Below are 16,651 nucleotides of genomic sequence, written 5' to 3'. Positions count from 1 at the left end.
ATTTATCCTTCTATCTTAACAATAATATAACCCTATTTATATGCTATTATCTGTCAAAAAATATTACATGTCAAAGTATAATTCAAAGTCAATTAAGCCTTTTTTAGCCTATTTACAGTGTATAAGTAAATAAAATTTATCTCGAACTAAGTGGTTTACCAATTTGTAAATTAACAGGTATGCCGTCACTTGTCGTATCCACTACGAATGAACCATTTGAATAGCGATCACCAAGTGGATAATCATTTGTTTCCAGTTTAATCCGCCTTTTGCTGCTAGTAGTAATTGTTAATTTGTGGTCTTGGCCATATGACGCCACTGCTACTATGCGATGAGGATTATTTTTGAGTTCTCGCAATACGAGAACGCCGCGTTTAGCACGCGAAACTTTATTAATTAGTTTTACTTTAAATTGTTTAAATGCACCTCGCTGCGTTACCAAGCCAACTCGTACCAAATTGAAATATTGCGGATCAACTAAAATATAAGAAACAACAAAATCATCATCTTTTAAGTTAACTGATTTTACCCCGGCTGCTTTAGCACCAGATTCAGGAACTTCACTGACATCATAGCGTACAGCGTATGCCTTATGGGTAAATAAAATTATTTCTGCTTTAGTATCCGGCTTAATTAAATCAACTCGTACGACCTGGCTATCATCTTTCTTCATTTTAATTGCAGTAATTGCCCGGGAACGGTAGGTTCTAGTCGGTTGCAGGTTCTGCAATTGCAATTGCTTAATATAACCATCATCAGTTGCAAGCAGGAAGTTGACATCTTGATCAAGCTGATCAAATTCAAAGACCCGGATGATTTGCTCTTCACTGTTTAAGCCAATTTCCTGTGAAAGGTGCTGACCAGTATCCTTCCACTTAGTTTCAACTAATTCATTAACTGGCCGGTAAATCAAATTCCCGCGATTAGTAAAGAGATAAAGATTGGTCAGAGTTGATAGTGTTTTTTCAAAAACAACTTCATCCCCATCCGGCAAACCATTATCTTCATCATCACTAGATTGCCAAGAACGCAAAGAGGAACGCTTTAAATAGCCATCCCTACTTATTAGGACTCGAACTTGCTCATCAGCAACCAATGCTTTTTCATCAATCTGAATCTTGGCCGTTTCAGCCGAAATTTCCGTTCGCCTTGGATTACCAAATTCACGCTTAACAATCGACAGCTCTTTAATGACTTCTTTATCTAAAACCTTTGAATCAGATAACAAAGTTTGATACCGAGCAATCTTTTGGTTTAAATCAGTCTGCTCATCAACTAATGCATCAACATCGGTATTAGTTAACCGGTAAAGCTGCAAAGAAACGATTGCCTCTGCTTGCCGTTCAGTAAAACCGAACTTTTTAGCCAAATTAACCTTCGCTTCAGTTTTATTCTTTGAAGCACGAATCACCTTAATTACTTCATCAAGGATATCCATCGCGTGAATCAAACCTTGAATAATTTCTAGGCGATTCTCTGCTTTATTAAGGTCGTACTTAGTTCTTTTAGTAACTACATCTTTCTCATGCTCCAAATAAGACGCTAGGATATGCTTTAAACCAACTTGCATTGGTGTCATATGATCAATTGCGACCATGTTGAAGTTGTAGGAAACTTGTAATTCCGTGTTCTTAAAAAGATAATTTAAAATATTTTGTGCATCTGCACCCTTTTTAAGTTCGACAACAATTGACAAACCATGACGATCAGTTTCATCACGTACTTCCGCAATGCCGTCAATTTCTTTATTCAAACGGATTTCATCCATCTTTTTGACTAAAAGAGCCTTATTGACTGCATATGGTATTTCCGTAATGACAATTTCTTCACGGTGACCACGAATTTCCTGAATAGATGACTTGGCCCGCACTTGCACACGACCACGACCAGTTTCATACGCTTCTTTTAGCCCTTTTTGTCCCATCACGATTGCACCGGTAGGAAAATCGGGACCTTTAACAAACTTCATTAAGTCATCTAAGGTTGCATCCGGGTGCTTTAATAAATAGATGGTCGCATCAATTACTTCCGTTAAGTTGTGTGGCGGAATTTCTGTTGCATAACCAGCTGAAATTCCCGTTGAACCATTAACTAATAGATTAGGAAAACGGACAGGTAAAACGGTTGGTTCATATTCCGTGTCATCGAAATTAAGCACCATATTAACCGTATCTTTATCAATGTCCTGTAAAAGCATATTTGATATTTTGCTTAAACGTGATTCCGTGTAACGCATCGCCGCAGGACCGTCACCATCCATTGAACCGTTGTTACCGTGCATTTCAATTAAAGTCTCACGCATCTTCCAATCTTGTGACAAGTGAACTAAAGCACCATAGATTGAACTGTCACCATGGGGATGGAAGTTACCCATGATATTACCAACCGCCTTGGCAGCCTTTTTAAAGGGTTTGTCATAGGTATTCCCGTCCCGGTACATAGCATACAAGATTCTTCTTTGAACGGGTTTCAAACCATCACGAATATCCGGCAAAGCCCGTTCTTGAATAATGTACTTGGAGTATCTTCCAAAACGTTCACCCATGACCTGCTCAAGCGGCATTTCACGAATTCGTTCTTTTGTTGCCATTAATTAAAAACCTCTTTACTCATTTTCTTCTTCCAAGATTGAAGCATTTTCGCCCATTCTGAACTTAACATTTTCTTCAATCCATCTTCTTCTGGCATCGACCTTGTCGCCCATTAGCGTGGTAACTCGGCGTTCAGCTAAAGCTGCATCATCGATTTTAACTCTAATAAGCATTCTAGATTCTGGGTTCATTGTTGTTTGCCACAACTGCTCGGCATTCATTTCCCCCAAACCTTTAAATCGCTGCAAAGCGTAACCGCGGCCCATCTTATCTTCGTCAGCCCGCAATTCCTCATCAGTCCAAGAATATTTAACTTGAGTATTCTTGCCACGACCCTTTTGCAACCGATATAAAGGCGGTAAAGCAATATATACTTTGCCGTTTTCAATCATTGGTCGCATGTAGCGGTAAAAGAAAGTCAACAGCAAGATCTGAATGTGAGCACCATCGTCATCGGCATCCGTCATAATAATGACTTTGTCGTAATTAGAATCAGCAACATTAAATTCAGCGCCAACTCCCGCACCGATGGTATAGATCATCGTATTGATTTCTTCATTTTTAAAAATATCCTGCAATTTAGCTTTTTGCGTATTTAACACCTTACCACGCAATGGCAGAATAGCTTGGAAGCGACGGTCACGTCCCTGCTTTGCAGAACCACCAGCTGAATCCCCCTCAACTAGGAACAATTCGTTCTTTTTAGGATTACGTGATTGTGCTGGTGTCAGTTTACCCGAGAGTACTTCTTTTTTCCGACGTTTTTTACCATTTCGACTCTCATTTCGAGCCTTTTTAGCTGCCTCACGTGCATCCCTTGCACGCTGAGCTTTTTTCACTAATTCCTGGGCCAATTCGCCGTTTTCCATTAAGTAATAAGACATCTTTTCGTAAACAATTGCGTCTACGACTGATCTTGCTTGCGGCGTGCCTAATTTGCCCTTCGTCTGTCCTTCAAATTCCAGTTGTTCTTCTGGTATCTTGACGGATAGCACAGCACTTAGACCTTCACGGTAGTCGGAGCCATCAATATTTTTATCTTTTTTACCTAATAAGCCTTGCTTTTTAGCATAATCGTTAAATGCCCGCGTAAAACCGCTTCGTGCACCAACTTCGTGTGTACCACCATCAGCAGTTCGCACATTATTAACAAACGATACTAGACTTTCAGAGTAACTGTCACTGTATTGACCACTGAATTCGACTTCGATTTCGTCTTGTTTACCTGAAAAGTAAAAAACATCATTTAACGTATCTTTGCCTTCATTTAAGTAGGACACAAAAGACTCAATCCCATTGTCATACTTAAAATCATCATGATGCTCAGGCTCACGTTCATCAGTCAAAACAAAGCGAACGCCTTTTAATAAGAAGGCAGATTCTCTAATTCTTTCCTGAATCGTCTCATACTTATACTTAATCGTTGAAAAAATCTTCTCATCCGGTTTAAAGGTGATTGTCGTTCCTGTTTTTTCCTTTGTCTTGCCTAAACGCTTCAAAGTACCAACAGGATGACCGCCATCCTTAAACTCTTCTTCATAGGCAACGCCATCGCGAACAACCTTAACATCCATATAACTGGAAAGAGCGTTAACTACCGAAGAACCAACACCATGTAATCCACCTGAAGTTTTATAGTTTTGCTCCGTGAACTTACCGCCGGCATGCAAAACGGTCAGAATGACTTCAATTGTCGGTCTGCCTGATTTATGCATCCCTGTTGGCATTCCACGACCAAAATCGCGGACGGTCACGCTATTGTCTTGATGGATGGTTACATCAATTTCTTGACCAAACCCGGCCATTGCCTCATCAACTGAATTATCAACTATTTCGTAAACGAGCTGATTTAATCCATGGATATCTGTCGATCCAATGTACATTCCTGGGCGCTTACGAACAGCTTCTAAACCATGAAGAATCTGGATTGATGAGTCATCATAAGAATTCGTTTTTTTATTTGCTTTAACCAAATAAACTCCTCCAGTTTAAATCATTTATTTATTTTAATCCTCATACTAAGCAATTTTTGATAAAATAGCTTTAGTTATTAAGGAAGTAGGATATAAATGATAAATCTTAAATTAATACTGGTATTTATTCTAGCATACTTGCTCGGATCCTTCCCAACAGGTGTAATCGTCGGTAAAATATTTTTCGCAGAAGATATCCGTGATTATGGCTCTGGTAATATCGGTACAACAAATTCCTTTCGCGTCTTTGGACCGGTTGCTGGAAGTTTCGTTTTGATAGTTGATGTTCTCAAGGGAACACTTGCAACAAGCTTGCCACGACTGTTTCACCTTCCAGGGCCAAAATATTTATTGCTAATTTCTGGTGGATTAGCTATTTTGGGACATACTTGTTCAATTTTTCTTAAATTTAAGGGTGGAAAAGCAGTTGCAACAAGTGCAGGCCTGTTTTTGGGTTATAACCTAAAATTCTTTGCCGTCTGTGCAGTGATTTTCTTGCCACTGGTATTCATTACATCGTATGTTAGTTTATCCAGTCTAATCGCAGTCGTATTAATTTTTATTGCTACCTTTTTCTTTCATGACATTTTCCTTGAGGTAATTGTTGGCTGCATCATGATCATTTTATTTGTTCGTCACCGCAGTAACATCAAGCGGCTCATTCACCACCAAGAAAATATCATCCCTTTCGGGTTGTGGTACTGGTATAAAAAAAGCCACCACAAGTTATAAAGCTAAAATAAATACAGCCAGTAATTAAGTTACTGGCTTTTATATTATAACTTTTGGGAACAATAGTTCGCAAGTGAAAAATAAACAAATTGGATTATTTATGTAAAGAGCCGGATCTTACTTACTACCAACTTTTGACCGCGGCGTAATAAGGCCACCGCAAGCTTTACTCTTAGTCGCTTTAAAAATGTTCTTCAAAACTAAAATCAAATAATTTTTGGCTAGCAATCTATTCTTAGTGGCAATTAAAAGGCGTCGAGTTTTAACTTGACGCCTTTAGTTAATTATTAAACTTTAGTCTAAATTTGCTAGCTAGTCTTGATCATGAAAAGCCATACTAAAACCAGCGGTAAAGGTTGCGTTAGCATCTAAATGATTCATGCCATACTTTTCTTCTAACTTTTGGTTCGTATCTGCCCGATCGGCAATCCCCCACCATGGCTCAATACAAACATAATCAGCCGTTTTAGGGTATTGCGACCAAATACCAACAAATGGAGCATCACGCAACCAAACATTTACATGGAAATTACTAGTATCTGTTTTTAGTGAAACGCGATTATCATGACCACGCAATTGAAAAATTAAAGCATCATTTTTAAATAAATGATCACTTAAAGTTATCAAGCTGTTAGTTGATGCTAGTGAGCGGTTATCCCAGTCCAAATATGCCCCTTTTAGCGGAATTTGAACCCGGGCCCGCGAAGGTTTGGTACTAAAGTAAAAATCTTCTTTTGCTACCTTTTCATCTGTTGGAATATTAAACCCTGGATGACCACCAATACCAAAAATCATTTCGCCATCAGACCGGTTGGTCACACTGAAATTTTCTTCCAACAAGTTATTAAGCAAATTGTAATTTACCCGTAGTTCAAACTTGAACGGGTAAATCGCTAATGTCTCTGGCGTATCAGTTAACAAAAAAGTGATACTTTCAGCGGTCTGATGTTCAACAGTAAACTCCATATCCCGGGCAAAACCATGCTGGGTCATATGATAGGTTTTACCTTGATAGGTATACTCATCATCTTGCAATTTGCCAACGATGGGAAATAAAACCGGTGCATGGCGCTGCCAAACATTAGGGTCAGCTTGCCATATATACTCATATCCGCTGTGTTGGCTCTTCACGCTTTGAATTTCAGCGCCAGTACTTGATATGACGACTTGTAAAATACTGTTCTTGATAGTGTAATCCATGATAATACATCGCCTTTTTACAGAATAAACTTAGTTAAATCCTTATTAGTTATTATATCACTAAGTTTTTCATCAACATATGCTTGGGTTACAGTTATTTCACCCATGGTCATATCAGGTCCTTCATAAAGGACATCTTCAAGCAGCTTTTCGAGAATAGTTGACAGTCTTCTAGCCCCAATATTATCTGTTCCCTGGTTAACGTCATAAGCAATTTGTGCAATACGGTCAACTGCTTCTTTAGTAAAGATTAGCTTGATGCCATCTGCTTTCATCAAAGCAACATATTGCTCAAGTAGGGAATCAGCTGGATCCTTCAGAATTTTTACAAAATCATCTTTTGAAAGAGCATTAAGTTCAACCCGAATTGGGAAACGTCCTTGCAGTTCTGGAATCAAATCGCTTGGCTTTGACTCAGAAAAAGCCCCTGCAGCAATGAACAAAATATGGTCAGTTGAAACCGGACCGTACTTTGTCTGGACAGTCGATCCTTCAACGATTGGCAAAATATCACGCTGTACACCTTCACGAGATACCTCACCCGAAGTCTTTTTGTTGCCAGCAGTAATTTTATCAATTTCATCAATAAAAATAATTCCGTTGTTGGCTGTCCGTTCAATTGCTTTTTGGTAAATTGTATCGTAGTCAACCATTTTTCTAGATTCTTCTTGAATCAAGACTTCACGGGCATCTTTGACCGGTAGCGTCCGTTTAACCCGCTTTTTAGGGACTAAGCCATTAAGTACGGAACTCATGTCCATTCCCATTTGACTCATCATATCATTCATTGGATTAACTTTAGGAGCTTGTTCTACTTCAATCGTGACGTCCCGATCTTCTAACAATCCCTTATTTAGCTGTTCAGCAACTGACAAACGTTCATTCCTAATTTCGTCAGTTACTTCATCTTGATCAGTATCGGCTGCTTGATCATTATTTTGACCATTGGTCATCAGCATTGACATCATGTCCTGGAATTCTTGCATTTGATTTTGCCGTTTTTCGTGCTTAATGCCAGGAACTAACAACCGAACCAATGTCTTATTGGCTTCTTTAGCTGCCTGCACACGTACACGATCAAACTGCTCTTTTTCTTCCATTCGAACTGCTTCAGTTACTAGGTCGCGTACCATCGATTCAACGTCCCGTCCAACATAACCGACTTCCGTAAATTTGGTTGCTTCCACCTTAACAAACGGAGCATTGACAATCAGAGCAAGTCTTCTAGCTATTTCGGTTTTACCTACCCCGGTTGGACCTGCCATAAGCAAGTTTTTCGGAGTGATGTCTTCCTGCATCTTTTTAGGTAGCTGCATTCTTCGATAACGGTTGTACAAAGCAACAGCCACTGCCTTCTTGGCCTCGTCTTGACCGATAATATATTCGTCTAATAAACTAACGATTTGTTTTGGCGTTTTTGTTTCCATAACTAATTTCACCTACTTTTAAAGTTCATCTGTATGAATCTGATCATCAGTAAAAATATCGATACCGGAAGCAATCTCAACTGCTTCATGAGCAATTTCACTGGCAGACATCCCCGAAGAATGGCGCGTCATCGCGATAGCAGCAGCCTGGGCAAAATTACCACCCGAACCGATTGCTACAACATTTTCATCAGGCTCAAGCACTTCACCATTACCTGAAATAAGCAATAAATCCTTTTCGTTAAAGGCAATCAGCATTGCATCTAATTTTTGTAAGGTAGCATCCTTACGCCAAGCTTGGGCCATTTCAACCGCCGCACGCCGTAAATCACCACCAAATGCTTCTAACTTTCCTTCAAGCATTTCCTGCAAGCTAACTGCATCGGCCACACCACCAGCAAAGCCGATGACGACGCGATCATGGTATATGCGTCTTATTTTTTTAGCCGTTGCCTTAGCAATGACCTTTTCGCCTAAGGTTACTTGGCCGTCACCAGCAATTGCTGTTTTTCCGTTATATTTAACTGAACAAATCGTTGTCATTATTTTGCCTCATCTTTCTTATCATTACGGGTAAAAAATTGTTCATAATTTTCCTGTAAATGACTCATTGTTACATGCGTATATATTTGGGTAGTTGATAAATTAATGTGCCCCAATAACTCCTGTACGCTACGCAAATCCGCACCATTATTCAGCATTGCTGTCGCAAAGCTGTGTCGCAATTCATGGGGATGAACTTTACCGTTAATCCCCGCACCATTAAATACTTTTTGCATAACATATTCTATGCCCCTGGTTGTCAATTGTTTACCTTGATGATTGACAAAAACAAAAGGACAATCGTGATCTTTGATGAGCTCGGGCCGGGCATCAGTCAGATAATTTGCCAAGGCCTCTTTAGTTTGCTTATCAAAAGCAACATAACGATCTTTGTTTCCCTTTCCGTGCACGAGAATAATTTTTAAATCTAAATCAACTTGCTCAAGCGTTAAATTGCTAACTTCGCTAACACGCATGCCGGTTGTATAAAACAACTCAAACATGGCTAAGTTCCGCCTAGTTAACGGGTCACTGCCATTGAGCGATGCAAAAACCTGTTTCATCTCGGGTGCATAAAAAAACTGCGGCAGTTTGTGCTCTTTTGCCCGCAGAACAATTGCCTGCGTCGGGTCTATTTTAACAATTTTACGCTTAGTTAAAAAGCGATAAAAAGATCTTAAACTAGACATTTTACGGGATTGAGTTGAACGAGCTAACTTACGTTCTGCCAGATTTTGTAAAAAAATCTCAACATCACGGCGTTCAATCTTTTTCCAGCCAGCAAAACCGCCATTACTTTTCCAAAAAGACTTTGCCTCGAGCAAATCCGTTTGGTAAGACTTAATGGTCTTCTGACTATAATGTCGTTCGTTTTTTAGATAAGACAGAAACAGATCTAGTTCATCACTATTTTCTAAAGCAGCCATTGTTAATCCAACTCTTTTTGCTTAAATTCTTGAAGTTTTTCTAAACTACGCTCACTAATTTTTTCATGCCGTTCCCGTTTGTTCCGAATCTTTTTCCCTTCAAGCCCGGGGATCAAAGCAAAACTGGCATTCATTGGTTGAAAGTGTTTGACGCTGGTTGTGGTCACATAATTTGCCATCGAGCCAAGAGCGGTCATTTTAGGAAAAATTACAGTAGGCTCATCAAGAGCTTCCTTGGCCGCATTAATACCGGCAACTAAGCCACTACCAGCACTTTCAACGTAACCTTCAACGCCAGTCATTTGACCTGCGAAAAATAACCCCGGTTGTTTTTTCGCTTCATAACTGGCAGTCAAAACTTCGGGCGAAGCCATATAAGTATTACGGTGCATTTTCCCGTAGCGGATGAAACGCGCATTGGCTAAACCAGGAATCATTGAAAAGACTCGTTTTTGTTCACCATATTTCAAGTGCGTTTGAAAGCCAACAATGTTGTACATTGAAGCGGCGGCGTTATCTTGGCGTAATTGAACTACCGCATACGGTGTCTTGCCAGTATGAGGATCTTCTAAACCAACGGGTTTAAGAGGGCCAAACAACATCGTCTTTTCTCCCCGCGAAGCCATTACTTCAATTGGCATGCATCCCTCAAAAACATCATCTTTTTCAAAATCATGCATTTGTGCTGTTTCCGCATTAACCAATTCTTGAGTGAATTTCTCGTATTCTTCCTGCGTCATCGGGCAGTTAAGGTAAGCCGCATCCCCGCGATCATAGCGTGATTTTTTATAAACAATATCTAAATCAATCGAATCGGCGGCAACAATTGGCGCTGCTGCATCAAAAAAGTGCAGACTTTCAGTTCCCGAAAATTCCTGAATTTTAGCAGCCAACTTATCACTGGTTAAGGGACCAGTTGCAATAATGGCAATGCCATCTTGGGGCAATTCAGTAATTTCTTCATCATGAAACGTAATATTGGGCAGTTCATGGAGTGTCTTGGTGATGTAAGCACTAAATTCATCCCGGTCAACAGCAAGAGCTCCGCCAGCTGGAACCTGAGTTTTATCAGCCGCTTTTAAAACAAGCGAATCCAATTGACGCATCTCTTCTTTCAGTAACCCGACAGCATTGGACAGCTGATTAGACCGCATTGAATTGGTACAAACAAGCTCTGCTAATTCGCCGGTTTTATGAGCTGGCGTCATTTTAGTTGGTCTCATTTCATATAGATCAACCGAAATCCCTCGTTTGGCTAATTGCCAAGCGGCTTCACTACCCGCCAAGCCTCCACCGACAACAGTTACAGTTTTTGGCATATTTATATTCCTTTACTAATTTTTATTTACTTATATAAAAAGAATATCATCAAATCTAAGTGATTTGATGATATTTAATTAAATTTAATGTTATTTTGCGGTCTGTTCTTCCTTAGGCTCTTCTTTATAGTCACCATTTGGACATAAAATAACCAGACCTTTTTTGTTTTTCTTTTCCACTAAGAAATGACCGTCATTAGGGCAGACACGGTTAATCGGCTTGTCCCAGGAAACAAAATCACAGTCAGGGTAGCGAGAGCAGCCATAGAATTTGCGGTTGCGCTTAGACTTCTTCTCAACTACATCACCTTTACCGCATTTCGGACAGATTACACCGACCTTTTTCACAATTGCCTTAGTGTTGCGGCAATCAGGAAAACGTGAGCAGGCGTAGAACTTACCATAGCGTCCCATCTTGATCACCATCGGCGCACCACAGATATCGCAGTTAAAACCAGCAGGTTCATCCTTAATCTGAACTTTTTGAATGCCTGACTCGGCTTTATCTAATTCCTTTTTAAACGGGTGATAATATTCGTCAATTACCTTGACCCAATTTTTCTTCCCTGCCTCAATGCTATCGAGGTCGCTTTCTAATTGGGCGGTAAAATCAATGTTAACAATATCCGGGAAGAATTTTTCGATTAAGTTATCGACAATCTCTCCTAATTCAGTAGGTACTATTGCTTTACCCTCAAGCTTGACATAATAGCGACGCTGAATCGTATCGATCGTTGGCGCGTAGGTTGACGGACGCCCGACACCATTTTCTTCCAGTGTATGAACTAAACTGGCTTCCGTGTAGCGTGCAGGCGGCAACGTAAAATGCTGCTTGTTATCGGATTTTGCTAACTTAACTTGATCACCATCATCTAGTTCAGGTAATTCTACATTTTTTTCCTGCAAATTATCATAAACCTTGGTGAAACCAGCAAACTTCATTTTCGAACCAGTCGTCCGGAAAATTACCCCATTTTGTTCAATGTCAGCTCTTACGGTATCGTAAACAGCAGGCGTCATTTCACTGGCTAAAAAGCGGGACCAAATCAGTTTGTAAAGACGATATTGTTCGGTAGTTAAAACATCCTTTAAAGATTCGGGTGTCCGGTAAACACTTGTAGGCCGAATTGCTTCATGGGCATCCTGCGCATCTTCCTGATTTTTAAAGTGTCTTGCACCTTTGGCAGCATATTCTTTGCCGTATTTTTCATTTAGGAACTTAGATGCTTCAGCTTGAGCAATTGGGGATGTCCTTTTAGAGTCCGTTCTCATATAGGTGATTAGACCGACTGTGCCCTGTTTGCCCAGACTAATACCTTCATATAACTGCTGTGCAATACTCATGGTTCTGCGCGTCCGATAATTTAGACGCTTATTAGCTTCTTGCTGCATAGTTGAAGTCGTAAACGGTGCAGCAGGTTGCCGCCGACGTTCACGCTTAACGACATTATTAACTTGAAAAGCCTGCTTTTTATCAATTTTTGCTAGAACTTTTTGCACGGCTTCATTATTCGGCAAATCCTGCTTTTTGCCATCGACGCCCCAGAATTGTGCCTTAAACGCCTTAGTTTTCTTTTTGAACTCGGCATCAATTGTCCAGTATTCTTCGGGCTTAAAGTTTTTAATTTCCTTTTCGCGGTCAATTACCAACTTAAGAGCAACAGACTGAACACGTCCTGCACTAAGTCCTTTTTTCACCTTATCCCATAGAATTGGCGATAAAGAATATCCTACAATTCGATCTAGGATTCTTCTGGCCTGCTGAGCATTTACCGTATCCATATCAATGGCACGGGGATTTTTAAAACTGTTTTTAACAGCATCCTTGGTAACTTCGTTAAAAGTAACCCGGTTCTTAGCCGTATCATCCAGATTTAAGGCATGAGCCACATGCCACGCAATTGCTTCTCCTTCACGATCGGGGTCAGATGCTAGGTAAACATCTTTAGCTTTCTTAGCCTCAGATTTTAATTCTTTAATCGTGTCGCCTTTACCCCGAATCGAAATATATTTCGGTTTGTAATCATGATCAAAATCAATTCCCATTTGTGACTTAGGTAAATCACGAATATGGCCTTTCGATGCAATGACGCGATAATTACGTCCGAGATATTTTTCAATAGTCTTAGCCTTAGCCGGCGACTCAACGATCACTAATGTTTTTTTACGTTTTTTTGGCTTTGATTTTGTTGGCATCAAAAGCCTCCTCATTAAATTCTTTTTTAAAATACTAGTCTGACAATAGTATATTTACCCGCAAATTGTCAAATCTTTCAAGTTATAACTGATAATCAGTTATCGGAATCGCCCCCGCGGCAATCAGCTTGTTTGGCCCAGCAGAAAGCTCATTGTCAATTGGCCCCGGAACCGCATAAATATCGCGATTTTCCTGTAATGCCAGGTTCGCTGTAATCAGTGAACCGGATTTTTCCTGCGCCTCGGTAACAACTACTTTTTGGGCAATACCAGCTAATATCCGATTTCTTTGCGGAAAACGAAAGGGTCTTGGCGGCGTGTCAGGCAAATACTCGCTAAGAATTAGGCCACGGCGGATAATTTGTTCTTGAACGTGATAATTACTGAGCGGATAAAAATGATTTAAGCCATTACCAACTACCGCGATTGTTTTACCTTCACTAGTTAGTGCTGCCTTGTGCGCCATCACGTCAACGCCCTTAGCCAAGCCACTAGCAATCACCCAGCCTTTTTTAACAAGATGGGGAACCAATTTGGTCAAAACTGAACGACTATATGACGTTGCCATGCGTGAACCCACTATTGTCACAATTTTTTGCTGTAAGAGATTAACATCTCCCTGAGCAAACAAAACTAACGGCGGCCGGTAAATTTGGCGCAATTGCTCCGGATACACATCGTCAAAAAAGCTAATAACCTGACACTGCTTCTTGATTCGTTTTACGTAAATTTCCGCCTGATCATCATTATAAGCAGCTAAACTCGCTCTTTTTAAATTGCTAGGCAAGTCCATTTTCATCAGCGCTTTAAGATTGACATCAGCTGTATCTAGTTGACTAGCAATTTTTAACATCTTAACATAACCAATTCCTTTTTGTAATTTTAAACGCAAAAGAAAATTTGTTGTTTTCATAAAAAACCTCCCTATCTACATATACGTAAAAAAGGAGGGAAATTTTTTATTGATAAAACTCACTGACAGGTGCAAATGTTTTACGGTGAATTGGTGATGGGCCATACTGCCTGATAGCGGCCAAATGCTCTTTAGTACCATAGCCGGCATTGACTTCAAAGTGATATTCGGGATAGATTTTAGCATAATCTGCCATTAGCTTATCACGAAAAACCTTGGCAACAATTGAAGCGGCAGCAATCGAATTAGACTTTGCATCCCCTTTAATTAACTTCACTTGCGGAAGAGCTACCGGCACATCCATCGCATCAACAAGCAAAGCATCAACGGAACAATCTAAATTATTGACGGCCTGTGCCATAGCCAATCGGTCTGCTTCATAAATATTTACTTTGTCTATTACCTCAGCGTCTTTGACGCCGACAGCGACACTGACTGCTTCTTCTGAAATTTTAGGATAAAGTTCGCATCTTTTTTTAGCACTCAGTTTTTTCGAATCATTCACGTCGATCAGATCAAAATCCTGGTCAATAACGACGGCAGCTGTCACCACCGGACCAGCCAAAGGTCCACGACCAACTTCATCGACACCGGCCACTACTTGCTTTTTAGCCCAAAATTGGCGCTCATAATCAAACCGCTTTTCAAATGCTGCTTTTTTACTTGCTAATTTAGCCTGACGCTTTTGATAGCTAACCAGTAATTTTTGAACGCCTGCTCTTGGATCTTGCGCCAACTGGGTGATTGTTTCTGTGGGAAGTTTTTCTTGAGTTAATAAAGTTTTTATTTCATTGATTGTCATGGTCGATCTAATGTGATCCTTCCTACTTTGCCTTTACGCAGGCGTTGGAGAAGATACAAAGAAAAGCGATCATAGTCGTCACGCATCCCGTATTCTTCGGTAAGGGCCAAAAGCAAATCTGTATCATTGATTCGGCCTACTTGTTCCTTAGTTGTTCGCGCAAACTTCGCCACATCGCCCAAATAATGTTCACGCAACCTGGCAAGTAAAAATAGCGCAACATCATCAGCACTAAAAATACTATCTTTAATTGCGCCAAAGGCGGCAAGCTTATAGCCAACGTCCTGATCTTCAAACTTAGGCCATAAAATTCCGGGAGTATCTAAAATCTGAATATTAGATTGCGTCTTCAACCAAGTTTGGCCCTTGGTTACACCAGGCTTATTACCCACAGCCGCTACATTGCGGCCAACCAAACGATTAATAATGGTCGACTTACCACAGTTAGGGATGCCGGCCAGAGCAATGCGAATAACCGGATTGGCTGCACCTTTTGCTTCCAATTTAGCAATTTTAGCGCTTGCTGCTTTTTTCACCATCCGAACTAAAACCTGCATGTTAGTATTATGCAAAGAGTCCAGTGCCATTACCACCTTGCCTTTGCCACTCAATTTTTTCTGCCAGATTTTAGTCATTACCGGGTCGGCCAAGTCAGCTTTATTTAAAATAATTAAGTGCGGTTTATCGCCAACTAAGTCTTCAATCATCGGATTTCTAGATGACTCAGGAATTCTCGCATCAAGTACTTCAACCAGAACATCAATTAATCCCATTTTGTCCTCAAGTTGATTGCGAGCCTTGTTCATGTGACCAGGATACCATTGAATTTTAGCCATTGTTTTTGCCTTCTTTACACTAAAAAGGCCCCAAGAAGGAGCCTTTGTTAATACATCATTTTATCGTGATACATCTGATAAGCTTGATCAAAAATGCTCATGCTCGGTAAATAGCCCGCATTTAGCTCAAGATACTCCGATAGCTTTTCGTAATTTTGCTCTTGCTTAGGAAAAGTTTGATCATTTTGTGCATTATTTGCAAATTGCACGACAGGATCGGTGGAATCTGCATCCCGTAACGTCATTAAGTAACGGTAAAAACTTTCTCGATATGCCAATTAATTACTCCGTATAATATAAAATTGCGTATGCATCCATGCCCGCGTGTGTAGCAATTATTGGGCTAGTTTCGCGTACCAACACATCAATTTTAGAATTAATGTCCTTAATTTTTTGGGCAAAATCAAGCAAACGCTGTGGTACACCATTGAGTGATACGTAGGAAATACCAACTTCTTTAATTTTTTCTTTATTAGCCTCAATATCATCTAGGACACGCTGGTCAAATGCCATCGTGAATTTCTTGCCGCGCCCTTTTTTGGCTACTTTTAATTCACCGTGCGGCATTTGTAACTCGATTCTAATATTCAGCAAATTAGCAATCTTACCTGAGATTGGCCCTAACCGTCCACCTTTAATCACATTTTCAAGGTTGACAATCATCATTCGCAAACGCTGAGTTTTCTTGATATTTTCAAGGTGAGTTAAAATTTCTGGAACTTGTTTCCCAGCTGCAACATCGCGAGCGGCAGCCAAAACTTGCAAGCCTTCAGCCCGATCAGTCAGTTCAGAGTCAACAACATGAACTAGATCCGACTTGCCACTTAATTCGACTGCTTGTCTGGCAGCATCAACCGTTCCGCTAAGTGCTTTAGCCAAAAAGATGCCAACGACTTCACTCCCATCAGCCGTTAAGTCCTTAATTGTATCTACTAATCTGCCGATTGGTGGTTGACTTGTTTTAGGCAGATCTTCTGCCTGACTCATTTTTTCAACAAATTCCTGCCTGGTGATTTCAACGCCATCAAGATATGTCTTTCCACCAACTGTTACGGATAATGGTACAACTGTTATATGATATTTTTCAATTTCTTCTGGCGTTAACTGTGCAGAAGAATCGGTCAAAATTTTTATTTCTGACAACCTACTCGACCTCAATTCTGAATTGCTGTTCACATTGTATGATAGAATGT

14 protein-coding genes are annotated in these 16,651 nt (G+C 40.2%); 1 reads left to right on the top strand and 13 read right to left on the bottom strand.

Annotated elements, in window-relative coordinates; translation table 11 throughout:
* Positions 1 to 136: 136 nt before the first annotated feature.
* Complete coding sequence (gene parC, locus GYM71_RS04965; protein ID WP_220221128.1) at positions 137 to 2,590, bottom strand: DNA topoisomerase IV subunit A; 2,454 nt, start codon at positions 2,588 to 2,590, stop codon at positions 137 to 139.
* 15 nt (positions 2,591 to 2,605) lie between these two features.
* Positions 2,606 to 4,564 (bottom strand): DNA topoisomerase IV subunit B, encoded by a 1,959-nt coding sequence (gene parE, locus GYM71_RS04960; protein ID WP_220221127.1) that lies wholly within the window; start codon positions 4,562 to 4,564, stop codon positions 2,606 to 2,608.
* A gap of 96 nt (positions 4,565 to 4,660) precedes the next feature.
* Between parE and plsY the strand changes: the two genes are divergently transcribed.
* Positions 4,661 to 5,296, top strand: a complete 636-nt coding sequence (gene plsY / locus GYM71_RS04955; RefSeq protein WP_103751605.1) for a glycerol-3-phosphate 1-O-acyltransferase PlsY — start codon at positions 4,661 to 4,663, stop codon at positions 5,294 to 5,296.
* Positions 5,297 to 5,608: 312 nt separating this feature from the next.
* Here the strand turns inward: plsY and GYM71_RS04950 are convergent, their stop codons facing one another.
* From GYM71_RS04950 to GYM71_RS04900, 11 genes are all read right to left on the bottom strand, one after another.
* Positions 5,609 to 6,496 carry an aldose 1-epimerase family protein gene (locus GYM71_RS04950; RefSeq protein WP_103751604.1) on the bottom strand — a complete coding sequence of 296 codons (888 nt, stop codon included), beginning with the start codon at positions 6,494 to 6,496 and terminating at the stop codon, positions 5,609 to 5,611.
* Between the two features lie 17 nt (positions 6,497 to 6,513).
* A complete protein-coding gene (gene hslU, locus GYM71_RS04945; RefSeq protein ID WP_220221126.1) occupies positions 6,514 to 7,923 on the bottom strand; it encodes an ATP-dependent protease ATPase subunit HslU in 1,410 nt (469 codons plus the stop codon).
* Positions 7,924 to 7,941: 18 nt separating this feature from the next.
* Complete coding sequence (gene hslV, locus GYM71_RS04940; protein ID WP_103751602.1) at positions 7,942 to 8,466, bottom strand: HslVU peptidase proteolytic subunit; 525 nt, start codon at positions 8,464 to 8,466, stop codon at positions 7,942 to 7,944.
* Entirely contained in the window at positions 8,466 to 9,392 is a 927-nt protein-coding gene (gene xerC / locus GYM71_RS04935; RefSeq protein ID WP_220221125.1) for a tyrosine recombinase XerC, read from the bottom strand. Before xerC ends, hslV begins: the two co-directional genes overlap by 1 nt.
* Before the next feature lie 2 nt (positions 9,393 to 9,394).
* Positions 9,395 to 10,711 carry a methylenetetrahydrofolate--tRNA-(uracil(54)-C(5))-methyltransferase (FADH(2)-oxidizing) TrmFO gene (gene trmFO / locus GYM71_RS04930; RefSeq protein ID WP_220221124.1) on the bottom strand — a complete coding sequence of 439 codons (1,317 nt, stop codon included), beginning with the start codon at positions 10,709 to 10,711 and terminating at the stop codon, positions 9,395 to 9,397.
* A 90-nt stretch (positions 10,712 to 10,801) separates the two neighbouring features.
* Positions 10,802 to 12,907, bottom strand: coding sequence for a type I DNA topoisomerase (gene topA / locus GYM71_RS04925; RefSeq protein ID WP_103751599.1), 2,106 nt, complete (start codon positions 12,905 to 12,907; stop codon positions 10,802 to 10,804).
* Between the two features lie 82 nt (positions 12,908 to 12,989).
* Positions 12,990 to 13,820: a DNA-processing protein DprA gene (gene dprA / locus GYM71_RS04920; RefSeq protein WP_220221123.1), complete on the bottom strand. Its 831-nt coding sequence runs from the start codon at positions 13,818 to 13,820 to the stop codon at positions 12,990 to 12,992.
* Positions 13,821 to 13,866: 46 nt separating this feature from the next.
* Positions 13,867 to 14,622, bottom strand: coding sequence for a ribonuclease HII (locus GYM71_RS04915; protein ID WP_220221122.1), 756 nt, complete (start codon positions 14,620 to 14,622; stop codon positions 13,867 to 13,869).
* Positions 14,619 to 15,458, bottom strand: coding sequence for a ribosome biogenesis GTPase YlqF (gene ylqF / locus GYM71_RS04910; protein ID WP_220221121.1), 840 nt, complete (start codon positions 15,456 to 15,458; stop codon positions 14,619 to 14,621). The genes GYM71_RS04915 and ylqF overlap by 4 nt, the downstream gene beginning before the upstream one ends.
* 47 nt (positions 15,459 to 15,505) lie before the next feature.
* Positions 15,506 to 15,736 carry a YozE family protein gene (locus GYM71_RS04905; protein ID WP_103751595.1) on the bottom strand — a complete coding sequence of 77 codons (231 nt, stop codon included), beginning with the start codon at positions 15,734 to 15,736 and terminating at the stop codon, positions 15,506 to 15,508.
* Positions 15,737 to 15,740: 4 nt separating this feature from the next.
* Positions 15,741 to 16,601 carry a DegV family protein gene (locus GYM71_RS04900; protein WP_220221120.1) on the bottom strand — a complete coding sequence of 287 codons (861 nt, stop codon included), beginning with the start codon at positions 16,599 to 16,601 and terminating at the stop codon, positions 15,741 to 15,743.
* Between the last annotated feature and the right edge of the window lie 50 nt (positions 16,602 to 16,651).

Source organism: Lactobacillus panisapium, from assembly GCF_019469265.1.
GTDB lineage: Bacteria > Bacillota > Bacilli > Lactobacillales > Lactobacillaceae > Lactobacillus > Lactobacillus panisapium.
This window is presented reverse-complemented; position numbering and strand designations above follow the sequence as displayed.